This window comes from Nitratireductor aquimarinus (assembly GCF_017255295.1).
GTDB lineage: Bacteria > Pseudomonadota > Alphaproteobacteria > Rhizobiales > Rhizobiaceae > Nitratireductor > Nitratireductor aquimarinus.
In genome coordinates this window covers 351,914-367,301 of record NZ_JAFKDE010000002.1, presented here as the reverse complement: position 1 = coordinate 367,301, position 15,388 = coordinate 351,914, and the positions used below count along the sequence as shown (strand labels likewise).

Genomic DNA, 15,388 nt, shown 5'->3' with positions numbered 1-15,388 from the left:
CCCGACAAGCGCGCTTTGTCTTTGCCGACCCGAAAAGCCGGTCCGAAAAAACGCCGGTCCGGGCAGGCTTAGTAGGCCTGCTCGAGGAACACCGGTTCGATCGAGCGGTCCCAGCGCGTGTTGAACGCGTTGGCGAGCTCCTGCGCGCTCGTGGTGCCGCGGGCCACGATCTCATCAAGCGGGCTGAGGAAGCTCGCCTCGTCATAGCCTTCCGGATTGAGACATTTGCGGGCGGAAAGGCCCTTGCGCGAAATGGCCAGAACCTCGCGCGCAACCTCGCGCAGGTCGTGATTGCGGAAACGCGTGGCAAGACCTTCCGTCGGCACGGCGTTGCGCATCACCTCGATCTCCTCGAACGACCAGTCCGAAGTCAGATCATGGGCGGCGTCGAGCGCGGCCTGATCGTAGAGCAGACCGACCCAGAAGGCCGGGAGCGCGCAGATGCGCCGCCACGGGCCGCCATCGGCGCCGCGCATTTCCAGGAAGCGCTTGAGGCGCACATCCGGGAACAGGGTGGAAAGATGGTTCGACCAGTCGCCAATGGTGGGCAGGCCGTCGGTCACCTCATCCTTCAGCGCGCCATTCATGAACTGGCGGAAGGTGACGTGCGTACAGTCGTGATAGCGGCCGTCGCGGATGATGAAATACATCGGCACGTCGAGCGCCCACTCGACGTAATCGGCGAATCCGAAATTATCGGAGAACACGAAGGGCAGAAGGCCCGAACGCTGATTGTCGGTGTCGCGCCAGATCTCGCCGCGCCATGACTGGTAGCCGTTCAGCCGGCCTTCGGTGAACGGAGAATTGGCGAACAGCGCCGTGGAAAGCGGCTGCAGGCGCTGCGCGACCTGCATCTTGCGACGCATGTCGGCTTCGGTCTCGAAGTCGAGGTTAACCTGAATGGTGCAGGTGCGGTACATCATGTCGAGGCCCTGTGTGCCGACCTTCGGCATGTAGGCGGTCATGATCTTGTAGCGCGATTTGGGCATCTGCGGCGTTTCGGCCAGCGTCCATTTGGGACTGCCGCCGAGACCGAGGAAGCGAATGCCGAGCGGCTCTGCGATCTCGCGCAGCTGCGCCAGATGGGCATTGCCCTCGCGGCAGGTCTGGTGGAGCGTCTCCAGCGGTGCGCCGGACAATTCGAACTGTCCGCCCGGCTCCAGCGAGATGGCGCCCTGCCCCGTCGGCTCGACAAGGCCGATGATATTCCCGTCATCATTGATCGGGTCCCATCCGAGAACGCGCTGCATGCCTTCCAGAACGGCCTTGATGCCGCGCTCGCCCTCATAGGGAACGGGGCGATTGCCATCGACATAGAAGGGGAATTTTTCGTGCTCGGTGCCGATGCGCCATTTCTCGCGAGGCTTGCAGCCCTTCGCGAGATCGTCGGCAAGTTCTTCGACCCGCTCGATCGGCCGATTGTCGGTGGTGTCACGGGCCATAACTGCTCTCCTGGCAAACCATCAGCGATCTGATGGACCATGCTGACAATCCGCTTCAAGTAAAAAGTGCTGACAGGAGCGTCAACCTCTCTTCACAAGCGCTTTACTACTCCACTCATTCCCAGTCGCCAACGCTTGCCTGAATGACGGCGAGTGCCGCAACGGCTGCCGTGTCGGCGCGCAGAATGCGCGGACCGAGCGGAATGGATGTGACGAAGGGCAAAGCGCGCAATTGGGCGCGTTCCGCGTCGGAAAACCCGCCTTCCGGCCCCACAAGCAGCGCCAGCTTCTTCTCGGTAACGCCCGAAAGCGCCTGCATGGGATTGTTGGTCGCCGCATCCTCATCGCAGAAAATGAGACGCCGTTCGGGATCCCAGTCGGCAAGAAGCCGGTCGAGTTTCACCGGCTCCAGCACCTCGGGCACGGCCAAAATGCCGCACTGCTCGGAAGCCTCCATCACATTGGCCTCGAGGCGCTGCGTGCCGGGTTTGGCCACCTGGGTGTGCTGGGTGATGACCGGCTGGAGACGCCCTGCCCCCATTTCCACGGCCTTCTGCACCAGATAATCGAGCCGCCCCTTCTTCAGGGGAGCGAAACAATAAAGCAGGTCGGGCAGCGGGGTCTGCGGCCGGGCCTGTTTCGTCATGCGCAGGCGCACCGACTTGCGGCCGGCTTCAATGAGCTCCGCATGCCATTCGCCATCGCGGCCATTGAAGACGAGAACCTCGGCTCCCTCGCGCAGGCGCAGAACATGGCTGAGATAGTGGGCCTGTTCCCGGCTGGTTTCCACCTCGGCGTCGGGGGCGAGTGCGGCATCGATGAACAGCCGCTGCAATTTGTAATTCGCACGCATGGCGGTCTGATGGTGGATCGGCGATGCCGCGTCAAGAGGCGAGGCTGTCATGCCAGACCGGCGCGTAACCGGCCTCAAGCGCCGAGATACTCAAACGCGGCGTCAGCAGCTGGACGACGGGTGGCAGGCTTTCGAGGGTGCGGGCCGCGCCATATCCCGCGAAGCCCCATTCGTGAAGAACACCGGAACGCAGCGCATGGGCTCTCTCGCCAATGGCGATCATTGCCCCGTCGGGCAGCTTTGCGACCTGCGATGCGGAGAGCTCCACGGGTGTTCCGGTGACGGCATAGCGCTGCGCATGCAGGATGGCGTCCGCCTCCGGGGCCTTCATCTGCGGAGACTGACTGGCCTCGCGCGCGCAGTTCATGAAGCGCGTGGCGGGCTCCCTGCGGCAATGGAAGCAGGGCCGATGGCCTGCCGCCAGCGCCGTGACCTCATCGAGAAAGAAGAGCTCGGTCCAGCCCGCCCCGCCGGAGGGCCCGTTACGGCCCATCACCTCGCGGCGCCGCCCCCTGAAACTGCACTGACAGATGATCCACGCTTTGGTTGTCCAGCGGCGGCGCAGGAGCGTCTTTGTGTCAGGATCATGAATCACCCCACGATTGCCGGTGAAGAGGCCGCGCGCATGGGTTGCAATCAATTGCCCGAATGGATTAACGCGATTCTGCAGACTCATTCGGTTTTCCACCAATTTCGGGACCTGTCATAAAGTATGTGGGTATTGGCGTATAATTTGTTTCAATCTTAAGCTGTTTTCGTTTATAGCAGCCTCCGCGGCATGGGGAGCTGCTTTTTGTTGACCTTCAAGGGGACTTTGGCCGGATGACAATCGGGCGTGCAACTGTCGTGTTTCTGATTACCGTTTCAGCGTTCACACTGATTGGAGCAAGACTCCTTTCGGCAGGCGCCACCGGCGACCACCATCCCGTGGATGGCTACGGCATCTCCACCGCCGTCGACTAGACTTCAATCTGAGCGCAGCCAAACAGCGCGCTCAGTCGTGATCCCACAGGCCGCCTTCCTCAACAGGCGGCCTCGATCAGCACTTTCTCCCGACCTTCCATTCTGAGAGCCGTCAACCGACCGGTGTGCCATGCGCCCGTGTCGAGATTGACCCGGTTGCTGCAAATCTCCGGCGCGCGCACCGGCGTGTGCCCGTGTACAATGAGCTTGGGGTGCAGCCCCTCATGCGCGTGAAATGCACGCCTGATCCAGGTGAGGTCGTCGGGCGTCTGATCTTCCAGCGGTACGCCCGGACGAATGCCGGCGTGGCAGAAGAAGAAATCACCGAACGAAACGGAATATGGCAGGGTCGCGAGCAAGGCCCTGTGCCGCTGCGGCACCGCGCGCACAAGGGCGGCATGCCCCGGCTCCATCGCTTCGCGTGAGGTCAGGTCGATTTCCACGCCATAGGAAAGCGCCGTCTCGAACCCGCCATGGCAGGAGAAGAGACCGAACGGATCGGGGTTCGACAGGAAGTCGAGGAACCCCACATCATGATTGCCGGCAAGCGCGATGACACGCGGGTCGCTCTCGCGCAGATTGGCGAGATATTCGAGCACCCCGCGCGAATTGGAGCCGCGATCCACGTAATCGCCCAGATAGATGATGCGCCAGTCGGCAGGCCTGTCATGGAGAATTTCCTCCATGAGCCGCGCATGCATCGCGGCCAGCAGATCATGCCGGCCGTGAATGTCACCCACCGCATAGAGGCGCATGCCCTCGGGCGTCGAAGCCTCATTGCAGGAGACCCCGATCGCCATGGATCACCCGTCGACGACGATGATGTGCAGGGCGCGCGGACCGTGCGCGCCAAGCAGCATGGTCTGCTCGATATCGCCCGACCGCGATGGCCCGGTGATGAGATTGAGAACCCTGGGCATTTCACCTCTGCCGTATTTGCGCCGCACGCGGGAAATCACCGTTTCAAGATCGCCGGCAATGTCCTTCGCATCAACGACGATGACATGGTGATCGGGCACAAAATTGACCGTCGTGGGGTTATCCTTGCCCGAAGGCAGGGCAAGCGTGCCGCTTTCCGCAATGCCGGCGAGTGCGTGGCTGACGCCCACTTCATCCTGCGGCTCGGCGCGCCCGTGCTTCACCTCAAGGGACTTCTGGCTCGCCCAGTCCATGCGTTTGAGGCGCTTGTCGTCGCCCATGCGCACGCTGGGCGCAAGATTCCTGGAGCGCAGATAATGGGTGACGGCTTTCGGCACGTCATCGGCGCTGCCGACCCGCTCGACGGTAGCCGTCACGGCCTCGGCCATGCTGCAGAACAGGGCAATCCGCGCCTCGCCTTCCAGCTGGCCGCGCGCCGGGATCAACCCGCGGGGCGGCTTGGCGAGGCGTTTTTCAACGGCTTCGCGCCGCGCATGATCGCTGGCGGAAACAGACGCTGCCGAACGCAGCTTGCCCAAAATGGCTTCGCGCGCACTCATACCGCGCTCCTTTCAGATTTTCCGGCCTCGCGGTCGCGCCATTGCTGCATGAATGTGCGGCTTTCGGGGGCCGGCAGATCGCGGTGCCGCGTCCAGCCGCCCGCAAAGGGCAGCGAACGGAACCAGCCGCGCCGTCCGGCAAACCCCGAAAGCGTCGGGATCGCCATCGACGTGGCCAGACGATAGAGCTTCGGACGGCGGGCGAAGAACGCCCAGAAGCCGAGGCCGAAGCGCTGCGCCGCCGGGTTGAGCCCCCGCTCGAACTCGCGCTCGCGCCAGTTGCGCATCATGCGCGGCAGCGGGATCTGCATCGGGCAGACGGATTCGCAGCGCCCGCAGAAGGTCGAGGCGTTGGGCAGATGCCCCGCCTTGTCGACGCCCACAAGCGAGGGCGTGAGCACCGAGCCCATCGGCCCCGGATAGACCCAGCCATACGCATGGCCGCCAACCGCGTGATAGACCGGACAGTGGTTCATGCACGCGCCGCAGCGAATGCAGCGCAGCATCTCATGGAACTCCGTGCCGAGCATGGAGGAGCGCCCATTGTCGAGCAGGATGACGTGATACTCGTCCGGCCCGTCGGGATCGTCCGGGCGGCGCGGCCCGGTGGAGAGCGTGGTGTAGACGCTCATGTCCTGACCGGTGGCCGAACGGGCCAGCACGCGCAGGATCTGGCTTGCATCCTCCAGCGTCGGCACCACCTTCTCGATGGAGGCGACGACGATGTGAATGCGCGGCAGCGTCTGTGTCAGATCGCCATTGCCCTCATTGGTGACAATGATCGACGTGCCGGTTTCGGCCACCAGGAAATTGGCGCCCGTGATGCCGACATCGGCCTGAAAATACTGCGGCCGCAGGATGTTTCGCGCCTCGCCGAGCAGGGATTCGGGCTGCGACAGGTCGCGCTCCGGCGGAAGCTCTGTGTGAACGCGGCGGAAATCCTCTTCCACCTGTTCCTTGTTCAAATGCAGCGCCGGGCCAATGATGTGGCTCGGATGCTCGCCGCGAAGCTGGATGATGTATTCGCCCAGATCGGTCTCGACCGGGCGCACGCCTTCCTTTTCGAGGAAATCGTTGAGCGCGATCTCCTCCGTGATCATCGACTTGCCCTTGGTGACCGTGCGCGCACCGGCCGCCCGGCAGATGCTGAGCACCGCCTGACGGGCATCCTCGGCCGTTTCGGCCCAGTGCACCCGACCACCCGACGCAATCACCTTGCGCTCATAGGCTTCCAGATAAAGGTCGAGATGTTCGAGCGTGTGATCCTTGATCGCGCGCGCCGAGGAGCGCAGCTCGTCGAACTCAGGCAGTGCGTCGACCGCCTTCCTGCGCTTGGAGACAAAGCCGACCTTGGCCTTGCCCATGGCGCGCTGCAACTGCTCGTCGGCCATTGCCTTGCGCGCTTTTTCCTTGAACTGCGGAGACTGTACCTCCATCAGCGTCCTCCCCCGCCGATTGCCGGCTTGTCGGTCATGCCGGCCAGAACCTCGGCCACGTGACGAACCTCAACCTTGCTGCCCTGACGGTGCAGCTTGCCTGCCATGTTCATGAGACAGCCCAGATCGCCCGCGAGCAGCGTGCCCGCCTCGGCTCCCTCGATGCTGGCCGTCTTTTCCTCAACGATCTTGTTGGAGATGTCGGGATATTTGACGCAGAACGTGCCGCCGAAGCCGCAGCAGACATCGGGGTTCTGCATCTCCTTGAGTTCCAGCCCCTCGATGGAAGACAGAAGCTGGCGCGGCTGCGCACGGATGCCAAGCTCGCGCAGGCCCGAACAGGAATCGTGATAGGTGACGCTGCCCTCATGGCTGACCGGCACCGACGCGACGCCCAGCACATCGACCAGAAAGCTCACCAGCTCATGCACCCGGCCCGAAAAGGCTTCGGCCCGCGCCTCGAAGGACGTGCCCTTGAGCAGCGCGGGATAATGCTTCTTGAGCATGCCGGCGCAGGAGCCCGAAGGCGCGACCACATAATCGAAATCTTCGAAGGCCTCGATGGTCTGGCGCGCAATGGCGGCTGCGTCTTCCCTGTCGCCGGAATTATAGGCCGGCTGGCCGCAGCAGGTTTGCGCCATGGGCACCTCGACGGTGCAGCCGGCGTCTTCCAGCAGCTTCACGGCGGCAAAGCCGACGCTGGGCCTGAACAGGTCCACCAGGCAGGTGACGAACAGGCCGACGCGCTTCGGTGAGGTGCTTTCTTCTTTCAACGGTTCTTCTTTCGCTGGCTTGAATTGTTCGGCAGGGCCGGTTGGCTTGCTCATTGTTCCGCAACCTCTCCGCCGCGCTGATGGAGACGCAGCCGCGAGATGCGCTGCCAGTCGCCCGATCGCTCGGCCTGAAAGGTGGCTTTTTCGACGAAATCGATATGCGCGACCGCAGCCGCACGCGCTGCCTCGGGATTTCCCGCGACAATTGCGTCATGGATCGCCCGGTGCTGGGCAAGCAGCGTGTTGCGCGCATCCGGCAGTTCGTAAATGCGGGCGCGGTTCAGAAACACGCCATCCGACAGAAGCCGGTAGCAGGCGCGCAGCGTGTGCAGGAGAACGATGTTGTGCGCGCACTCGCCCACCGCATTGTGAAACTCGACATCGCAGGCCGCTTCCGCCTCGAAATCCTCAGAAGCATGCGCCGCATCCATGCGCTTCATGATGGCCTGCAGGAGAACCAGATCCTCCGGCGTCGCGCGCCGCGCCGCAAACTCGGCGGCGACGGCCTCCATCTCACGGCGATATTCCAGATAATCGGCGGTCGCCTTGCGATGGGTGGCGATGAGTTCGCGCACCGGCGTGGTGAAAACCTGCCCGATAATGTCGGCCACATAGGTGCCGCCGCCATGGCGGGTGAGGATCAGGCCGCGCTCTTCAAGCATCTTCAGTGCTTCACGCAGGATCGGACGCGACACGTCGAGCTGACGCGCAAGATCGCGCTCGCCCGGCAGCCTGTCGCCATCGCGCAGAACGCCTTCGAGGATCAGCGTCTCGATCTGCCGGATGACGCCATCCGCCGTGCGGGCATGCTCAATTCTGGAAAAAACTGCTTCCACCGGCCCTTGCCGCTCTCGTATGCCGTTCTCGTCTGCCGTTCTCGGCGCTCAAACGCTTTCGTGAGACGGAGAATAACGCAAGCCCGTCAAACTGGTCAATTTCTTTGTCCAATAATTAGACTATCAGCCAATGGCATTCGCGCATTGCGCCCTGCGCAAAGCCGGTAGCATACTTGCAAAAGGTCCATCCTGATGCAGACGGCAAGGCGCAATGAGCCAAGAAAATGGGGAACAGCTTGTCGCGATAGGCGCAGACAAGACAAGGCAAGACAAGACTGGGAAAGACAAGACTGGGGAATCGTCTCTCGAAACACTGGTGACCGGCAGCGTTCTGGGCTTTCCCGCCCATGACGGGCGCGCTGGCGCGCTTGGCGAAGTGCATGCGCGCCCGCACGCGCTTCTGGAAGCCCCGCGACTGATCATCCAGCTCTCCTTCATGACCGAAGGCGGCTCGGCGGTGGATCAGGCCGTGCTGGCCGATCTGTCGCGCCGGCTTGGCGTGGCCCCGCCACAGACCAATGCGCGCCACCACGCCATGAAGTGGGGCAAGGGCACGCTGCGCTGGGAGCGCCATACGGAATTTTCGAGCTATCAGTGGGATTGCCCGATTTCGCCGCGCACCGGCAAGCCGCTTGAGGAATCCCCCTTCGGCAACGGCTTCAGCCCGCCCGGCACGGCCATTTCCGGCACGCGCGTGGAGATCCGCAAATGGACGAGCGCGACGGAAAAGCTGGTCAGCGCCTTCGATCCGGCAAGCCTTGGCTATTCGGTGGTGGAAGGCGGACGCGCTGCCGTGGCCACGGATTTCCGGCAGGATGGCGACGGGCTGACCCGCATCCTGATCCTCGAAAAGGATCTCGCCCCGGCCCGTATCGGCGCGCTCTCGCAACGCCTGATCGACATCGAGACCTATCGCACGCTCGCCATGCTTGGCCTGCCGCTGGCGCAATCGCTGTCGCCGCGCCTGCGCCGCATGGAAGACCAGCTGGCCGCGCTGACCGCGCGCATGCGCCAGCGCGACAGGCATGACAGCCAGGAGCTTCTGGGCGAACTGACGGAACTTGCAGCCGAGCTGGAAGCGGACGCCGCGGCCAGCCTCTATCGCTTTGGCGCAAGCCGCGCCTATCACGGCATTGTGGAGGAGCGGCTCGAGACACTGAGCGAAGCCCCCATGGCCGGCTACGAAACCTGGGCCGCCTTTCTCCAGCGCCGCGTTGCGCCCGCCATGCGCACCTGCCGCTCGGTGGAAGAGCGCCAGGCCAATCTTTCGCGCAAGCTGACGCGCGCCGCAAACCTGCTCAGAAGCTGGGTGGACGTGGAAGTCGAGCGCCAGAACCGTGATCTGCTCGCCTCCATGAACCGCCGTGCGCAATTGCAGCTTCGCCTGCAGCAGACGGTGGAAGGCCTCTCCGTGGCTGCCATCTCCTATTATGTGGTGGGGCTGGTCGGCTATGTGGCCAAGGGCGCAAAGCCCGCGCTCCCCGGCATTTCGAGCGAGGTCATCACCGCCGCCGCCGTTCCCGTGGCCGTTTTGTGCATCTGGCTTCTGGTGCGGCGCATTCGCCGCCACCACGCCCGCGAGGACGCCAGCATCGGCACCGAGGCGGATTGACGCAGGCACGCTTTCCAAGCAGCATTTACAGAACCATCAACACACTGGTAAATTGAATGAACCAGTGAGGGAGTTCTGATGTCCGGCCTGAAAATGCCGCAGGCGAATGCGGCAACCCTGAAGAAGCGTGCGGAAATCATTGCCGACATGCGCATCATCGTGCCCGGCGAGGGCGTGGTGGATGCGCAGAACGAAATGCGCGCCTTCGAGAGCGACGGGCTGACCGCCTATCGCCAGATGCCGCTTGTCGTTGTCCTGCCCGAAACGACGGCGCAGGTGTCGCGCATCCTGAAATATTGCCATGAGCGCGATATCCGCGTCGTGCCGCGCGGCTCGGGCACCTCGCTTTCCGGCGGGGCGCTGCCGCTTGAAGACGCGGTGCTTCTGGTGATGAGCCGCTTCAACCGCATTCTCGACATCGATTACGCCAACCGCGCCGTGGTTGCGCAGCCGGGCGTCACCAATCTGGGCATCACCCACGCGGTCGAGCAGGCGGGCTTTTATTATGCGCCGGACCCCTCTTCGCAGATCGCCTGTTCCATCGGCGGCAATGTGGCGGAGAATTCCGGCGGCGTGCACTGCCTGAAATACGGTTTGACCGCCAACAATGTTCTGGGCATCGAGATGGTGCTGATGAATGGCGACGTGATCCGGCTCGGCGGCAAGCATCTGGATGCCGAGGGCTATGACCTGCTTGGCCTGATGACCGGCTCGGAAGGCCTGCTCGGTGTGGTGACCGAGGTGACCGTGCGCATTCTGCAGAAGCCGGAGACGGCGCGCGCGCTTCTGATCGGCTTTCCCTCGAGCGAGGAAGCGGGCCAGTGCGTGGCCGAGATCATCGGTGCGGGCATCATTCCAGGCGGGATGGAGATGATGGACGGCCCGGCCATCCGCGCCGCCGAGGACTTTGTTCATGCGGGTTATCCGCTCGATGTTGAAGCGCTTCTGATCGTCGAGCTTGATGGACCGCAGGCAGAAGTCGACCACCTGATTGACCGGGTGGAAACGATTGCCCGCCAGAACGGCGCGACCACCAGCCGCGCCTCCACCTCTGACGAGGAACGCGCCGTGTTCTGGGCCGGGCGCAAGGCCGCCTTCCCGGCGGTGGGCCGCATCTCGCCTGATTATTACTGCATGGACGGCACGATTCCCCGCAAGCAATTGCCACGGGTTCTGGCGGGCATGCGCGCGCTGTCTGAAAAATACGGGCTGCGCGTCGCCAATGTGTTCCATGCCGGCGACGGCAATCTTCATCCGCTCATTCTCTATGACGCCAACAGGCCGGGCGAACTGGAGAAGGCCGAGGATTTCGGCGCGGACATTCTGCGCCTCTGCGTCGAGGTGGGCGGGGTTCTGACCGGAGAGCACGGCGTCGGCGTGGAGAAGCGCGACCTGATGCCGGAAATGTTCACCGAAGATGATCTGAACCAGCAGATCCGCGTGAAATGCGCGTTCGATCCGGGCCACCTTCTGAACCCGGGCAAGGTGTTTCCGCAATTGCACCGCTGCGCCGAGCTTGGCCGCATGCACATTCATCGCGGCCAGATGCCGTTTCCAGAACTGGAGCGGTTCTGAGCATGGCCTTCATGGAATTGTTTCACGCAGGCGCCGGCATCCGGCCCTGCCCGGCCCTTTTCGGGAGTGTGTCGCCGTGACCGTTTTTCTGCCCAACACTGCCGAAGAGGTTCTGGAGACGGTGCGCTGGGCCGTTTCGGAAGAAGCGCCGCTTGAGGTGGTCGGCCATGGATCGAAACGCGGCATCGGCCAGCCGGTGCAGACCGCGCACACGCTCGACCTGTCAAAGCTGACGGGCGTGACGCTTTACGAGCCGGAAGAACTGGTGCTTTCGGCCCGTGCGGGCACGCCGATCGCCGAGATCGAGGCGCTGCTTCGCGAGCACAATCAGGAACTCGCCTTCGAGCCCATGGATTACGGCCCGCTTTTTGGCGGAGAACCGGGACGCGGCACGCTGGGCGGACTGCTTGCGGCCAATCTTGCCGGTCCGCGCCGCCTCAAGGCGGGCGCCGCGCGCGACCACGTGCTTGGCGTTCATGCGGTTTCGGGCCGTGGCGAGGGCTTCAAATCGGGCGGGCGCGTGGTGAAGAACGTGACCGGCTACGACCTCTCCAAGGGGCTCGCCGGCTCCTGGGGCACGCTGGCGGTGGCAACCGACATCACCATGAAAGTTCTGCCGGCTGCCGAAACGGAAACGACCTTCTGCATCGCCGGGCTGGACGATGCGGCGGCGACGCAGGCCATGGCCATCGCCATGGGGTCGAGCGCCGAGGTTTCGGGCGCTGCCCATCTGCCAGAAGGCGTGGTGGGCCGCTTCATTGATGGCGGGTTTTCCGGAGGCGGGCAGACCGTGCTGCGGGTGGAAGGGTTCGGCCCTTCGGTTGCCTATCGCATCGACCTTCTGTCGCGGCTTCTGGGCAACCATGGAAGCGCCGAGACGCTCGATGAAGCTGCTTCGCGCAGGCTGTGGCGCGAAATCCGCGACGGCCATCCCTTTGCCGACGGCTCGCCGGCCCCGGTCTGGCGGGTCTCGGTCACGCCGTCGCGCGGCCACGAGTTGGTGGACGCCTTTCGGCGCGCTGCCGGCGCCAATGTCTATTATGACTGGCAGGGCGGCCTGATCTGGATGCGCATGGAAGCGGATCCCGAAGCGGAGATCCTGCGCAAGATGATCGCTCATCTGGGTGGGGGCCATGCAACGCTGGTGCGCGCGCCGCTTGCAATACGCGCCGCGACGCCGGTGTTCGAGCCTCAGCCGGCCCCGCTTGCCGCCCTTTCAGCGCGCCTGAAAGAGCAGTTCGATCCTCAGAAAATCCTCAACCCCGGTCGCATGGATTTCACCTGAACCCGTGATAGATTGCCGCCGAAACGCAACGAGGGCGAAAAACATGAGCGATATGCAACCACAACAGAATGAAGGCCGCAAATCAGATGGCTGGCTCGAGCCGGGGCCAACCAATGTGCAGGTCATCTACATTCTCTATCTTGTCGGCTTCGTGATCGGCATCTCCACCCTGGTGGGCATCGTGCTTGCCTATCTGAACCGCGGCAAGGCAACCGGCTGGGTGGAAACCCACTACACCTGGGCCATCCGCACCTTCTGGATCGGCCTGCTCTTCGGCTTCGTTTCCGCGCTGCTGATGGTGATCGGCATCGGCTTCCTGCTGATGATCGCGGTCGCAATCTGGGCCGTGGTGCGCTGCGTCATCGGCCTGCAGGCGGTGGGCCGCAACGAACCGATCAAGAACCCGCAAAGCTGGCTGATCTAGATCGCCCCTGCGTCCATCCGGACGCATACTAGATCGCCAGGCGTCCATCCGGACGCATAAAGGACGATCCAAACCATGGAGAGAGCATCGGAATAGCCGAAAACCGGTTTCCACTTTTCGGTCCGATGCTCCAGAAGGCGCGCCGTGCAGACCAATTTCACCCCTGAGCAGCTTTCCGATCCGCATGTCGCGGAGGCGGAATCGATCCTGCGCAAATGCGTGCATTGCGGCTTCTGCACGGCCACCTGCCCAACCTATGTCACGCTCGGCAACGAGCTCGACAGTCCGCGCGGGCGCATTTACCTGATCAAGGACATGCTGGAAAACGGCCGGGCGGCCGACAAAGAGATCGTCACCCATGTCGACCGCTGCCTTTCGTGCCTTGCCTGCATGACCACCTGCCCTTCGGGCGTGAACTACATGCATCTGGTAGATCACGCCCGGACGCATATCGAAAAGACCTATCGCCGGCCTTTGCTCGACCGGCTGACCCGCTCCCTTCTGGCGCAGATCCTGCCCTATCCCGCACGCTTCCGCGCGGCGCTGAAGCTCGCCCGCGTCGGGCGTCCCTTTGCGGGCCTCTTTCGCAGGCTTCCGGGCATGAAGCCTGTCGCGGCCATGCTCGACCTGGCTCCGGGAAGCCTGCCGCAGGCAAAAGATGAACACGTGACCGTTTCGGGAGAGAAGCGTGGCCGCATCGCACTTCTGACCGGCTGCGCGCAATCCGTGCTTGATCCGGGCATCAATGCGGCAACGGCCCGGCTGCTCGCACGCCTCGGCGTCGAGACGGTGCAGAACCCCGAAGGCGAAGGCTGCTGCGGCGCGCTGGTGCACCATATGGGCAAGGAAGACGCGGCGCTTGAAGCAGCGCGGCGCAATGTCGATGCCTGGATGCGCGAGATCGAAGGCGGCGGGCTTGATGCGATCGTCATCACCGCGTCCGGCTGCGGCACCACCGTCAAGGATTACGGCCACATGCTGCGGCTTGATCCGGACTATGCTGACAAGGCAGCCCGCGTGGCCGCACTTGCCATGGACATCACCGAATATCTTGCAACGCTCGACCTGCCGGAGCCGATGATCGCGCCCGGCATCACGGTCGCCTATCACTCCGCCTGCTCCATGCAGCATGGGCAAAAAATTACCCGCCAGCCGCGCGAACTCCTGCGCAATGCCGGCTTTGTGGTGCACGAGCCGCGCGAGGGGCATCTGTGCTGCGGTTCGGCGGGCACCTACAACATTCTCCAGCCGGAGATCGCCGCGAAACTGCGCGACCGCAAGGTCTCGAACATCGAGGCCACCGGCGCGTCCGTGATCGCCACCGGCAATATCGGCTGCATGACCCAGATCGGCTCCGGCACCGACACGCCCATCGCGCATACGGTGGAGCTTCTGGACTGGGCCTATGGCGGCCCGAAACCGACCGGCATTCGCGATGTCAGCGCGCCGATGGAAGAGACATCGGCAGAGACTGGGGCAGAGACTGGGGCAGAGACTGGGGCAATGGCTGCCGCTGAATGAGAAAAGGGCGATGCTCCCCCAAGCACCGCCCTTCTCCATGAGCCCGGCAGTCCCCTTGCCAGGCGTCCCCCATTCCTGAGGAGCATCGGAGCAATCCGATGCTCTAGATCGCCGTGCGTCCATTTGGACGCACTAAGGACGATCTACACTTTTACTTGGGCATCGGAGCAATCCGATGCTCTGCCGGTCAGATAACCACCACTTTGGCGCCGACCGGAATGCTCTCGTAAAGCTCGATCACATCCTCATTGCGCATGCGGATGCAGCCGGATGAAACGGCGCGGCCGATGGTCCACGGCGCGTTGGTGCCGTGAATGCGGTAAAGCGTCGATCCGAGATAGAGCGCGCGCGCGCCCAGCGGGTTGGCCGGTCCGCCCTTCATATGCGCTGGCAGGATGCGCCCCTTCGCCCGCTCACGGGCGATCATTTCGGCAGGCGGCCGCCAGTCCGGCCACTGACGCTTCTGGGAAACGGTTTCCGTTCCCGTCCAGCCAAAGCCTTCCTTGCCCACGCCGACGCCATAGCGCTTCGCCTTCCCGCCCTTCATGACGAGATAGAGAAAGCGCTGCTTGGTATCGACCACGATCGTGCCCGGCGCCTGGCTGGTGCGATAGTCGACGATCTGGGGCAGCCATTTCGGATCGCTCATGCGCCAGGCACGCTCGCTGGCCCGCGGCGTGTAGGCGACCTGCTGCCCGGGAGCCGCCTGTACGCTGGGCGCGGGCACGACGACACGCTGCCGGTTCGCCTGATAATCGCGGCGGGCATTGGAGCGGCGCGGCGTGTTGCGCGCACGCTGATAGGTCCGGTACTCCTGTGCCTGATGTGAGCGCTGGGCGGTCTGAACAGGTGCGCGACGCAACTGCATGACCCAGGGCGCGGAAAGATCAGGACTGACGAGAACCGGCGGCGGCTCCACATAACGGTCCTGGGCATGCGCCCCCCAGGAAAACAGCAGCGCGACAGCAATGCCTGCCGCAGACATCATCGACTTCATGACAAGTTTCTCTCTACCATTCGTCTTTGACTAACGTATCCACATCGTTTGCAGGAAACGGGTGGCGGCGATGAGCAAGCACAACCTAGGCGCTTGTTCGTGTCAGGATGCTGACTCCAAGCAGCAACCGAATGGTGAATCCAGGTCCGTAAAATGCCATGTTTCGTGAAAACCATTTGGCGTGGTTACCGGC

At 63.5% G+C, this 15,388-nt stretch carries 15 protein-coding genes; 6 read left to right on the top strand and 9 right to left on the bottom strand.

The window, feature by feature from the left end:
* Positions 1-68 precede the first annotated feature (68 nt).
* The 3 genes from JYP46_RS02080 to JYP46_RS02070 form a co-directional block, all read right to left on the bottom strand.
* On the bottom strand, positions 69-1,442 hold the full coding sequence (locus JYP46_RS02080; RefSeq protein WP_206547126.1) for a glutamate--cysteine ligase: 1,374 nt from the start codon (positions 1,440-1,442) through the stop codon (positions 69-71).
* A 115-nt stretch (positions 1,443-1,557) separates the two neighbouring features.
* Positions 1,558-2,295, bottom strand: coding sequence for a 16S rRNA (uracil(1498)-N(3))-methyltransferase (locus JYP46_RS02075; RefSeq protein WP_206544799.1), 738 nt, complete (start codon positions 2,293-2,295; stop codon positions 1,558-1,560).
* A gap of 31 nt (positions 2,296-2,326) precedes the next feature.
* Complete coding sequence (locus JYP46_RS02070; RefSeq protein WP_206547125.1) at positions 2,327-2,971, bottom strand: hypothetical protein; 645 nt, start codon at positions 2,969-2,971, stop codon at positions 2,327-2,329.
* A 146-nt stretch (positions 2,972-3,117) separates the two neighbouring features.
* Between JYP46_RS02070 and JYP46_RS02065 the strand changes: the two genes are divergently transcribed.
* Entirely contained in the window at positions 3,118-3,258 is a 141-nt protein-coding gene (locus JYP46_RS02065) for a hypothetical protein (RefSeq protein WP_206547124.1), read from the top strand.
* Between the two features lie 59 nt (positions 3,259-3,317).
* Here JYP46_RS02065 and JYP46_RS02060 read toward each other — a convergent pair whose 3' ends face one another.
* The 5 genes from JYP46_RS02060 to JYP46_RS02040 are packed head-to-tail and all read right to left on the bottom strand — an operon-like array spanning position 3,318 to position 7,781.
* Complete coding sequence (locus JYP46_RS02060) at positions 3,318-4,058, bottom strand: metallophosphoesterase family protein (RefSeq protein ID WP_206547123.1); 741 nt, start codon at positions 4,056-4,058, stop codon at positions 3,318-3,320.
* Between the two features lie 3 nt (positions 4,059-4,061).
* Positions 4,062-4,736, bottom strand: coding sequence for a LutC/YkgG family protein (locus tag JYP46_RS02055; protein WP_206544685.1), 675 nt, complete (start codon positions 4,734-4,736; stop codon positions 4,062-4,064).
* Positions 4,733-6,172, bottom strand: a complete 1,440-nt coding sequence (locus JYP46_RS02050; RefSeq protein ID WP_206544684.1) for a LutB/LldF family L-lactate oxidation iron-sulfur protein — start codon at positions 6,170-6,172, stop codon at positions 4,733-4,735. The genes JYP46_RS02055 and JYP46_RS02050 overlap by 4 nt, the downstream gene beginning before the upstream one ends.
* Complete coding sequence (locus JYP46_RS02045; protein ID WP_206547122.1) at positions 6,172-6,945, bottom strand: (Fe-S)-binding protein; 774 nt, start codon at positions 6,943-6,945, stop codon at positions 6,172-6,174. The genes JYP46_RS02050 and JYP46_RS02045 overlap by 1 nt, the downstream gene beginning before the upstream one ends.
* A 50-nt stretch (positions 6,946-6,995) precedes the next feature.
* Positions 6,996-7,781 carry an FCD domain-containing protein gene (locus JYP46_RS02040; RefSeq protein ID WP_206544682.1) on the bottom strand — a complete coding sequence of 262 codons (786 nt, stop codon included), beginning with the start codon at positions 7,779-7,781 and terminating at the stop codon, positions 6,996-6,998.
* 211 nt (positions 7,782-7,992) lie between these two features.
* On the opposite strand from JYP46_RS02040, the gene JYP46_RS02035 reads away from it, so the two are divergent.
* The 5 genes from JYP46_RS02035 (at position 7,993) to glcF (ending at position 14,198) form a co-directional block, all read left to right on the top strand.
* Positions 7,993-9,393 carry a DUF3422 family protein gene (locus tag JYP46_RS02035; protein ID WP_222473815.1) on the top strand — a complete coding sequence of 467 codons (1,401 nt, stop codon included), beginning with the start codon at positions 7,993-7,995 and terminating at the stop codon, positions 9,391-9,393.
* 78 nt (positions 9,394-9,471) lie between these two features.
* The gene (locus tag JYP46_RS02030) at positions 9,472-10,968 is read left to right on the top strand and encodes an FAD-linked oxidase C-terminal domain-containing protein (protein ID WP_113154284.1); all 1,497 of its coding nucleotides are present in this window, start codon (positions 9,472-9,474) and stop codon (positions 10,966-10,968) included.
* Between the two features lie 76 nt (positions 10,969-11,044).
* Positions 11,045-12,253, top strand: coding sequence for a glycolate oxidase subunit GlcE (gene glcE / locus JYP46_RS02025; protein ID WP_206547121.1), 1,209 nt, complete (start codon positions 11,045-11,047; stop codon positions 12,251-12,253).
* Positions 12,254-12,296: 43 nt separating this feature from the next.
* Positions 12,297-12,677: a DUF4870 family protein gene (locus tag JYP46_RS02020; protein ID WP_113154282.1), complete on the top strand. Its 381-nt coding sequence runs from the start codon at positions 12,297-12,299 to the stop codon at positions 12,675-12,677.
* A 144-nt stretch (positions 12,678-12,821) separates the two neighbouring features.
* Positions 12,822-14,198: a glycolate oxidase subunit GlcF gene (gene glcF / locus JYP46_RS02015; RefSeq protein WP_206547120.1), complete on the top strand. Its 1,377-nt coding sequence runs from the start codon at positions 12,822-12,824 to the stop codon at positions 14,196-14,198.
* A gap of 187 nt (positions 14,199-14,385) precedes the next feature.
* Here glcF and JYP46_RS02010 read toward each other — a convergent pair whose 3' ends face one another.
* Entirely contained in the window at positions 14,386-15,195 is an 810-nt protein-coding gene (locus tag JYP46_RS02010) for a L,D-transpeptidase (RefSeq protein WP_113154280.1), read from the bottom strand.
* Positions 15,196-15,388 lie beyond the last annotated feature (193 nt).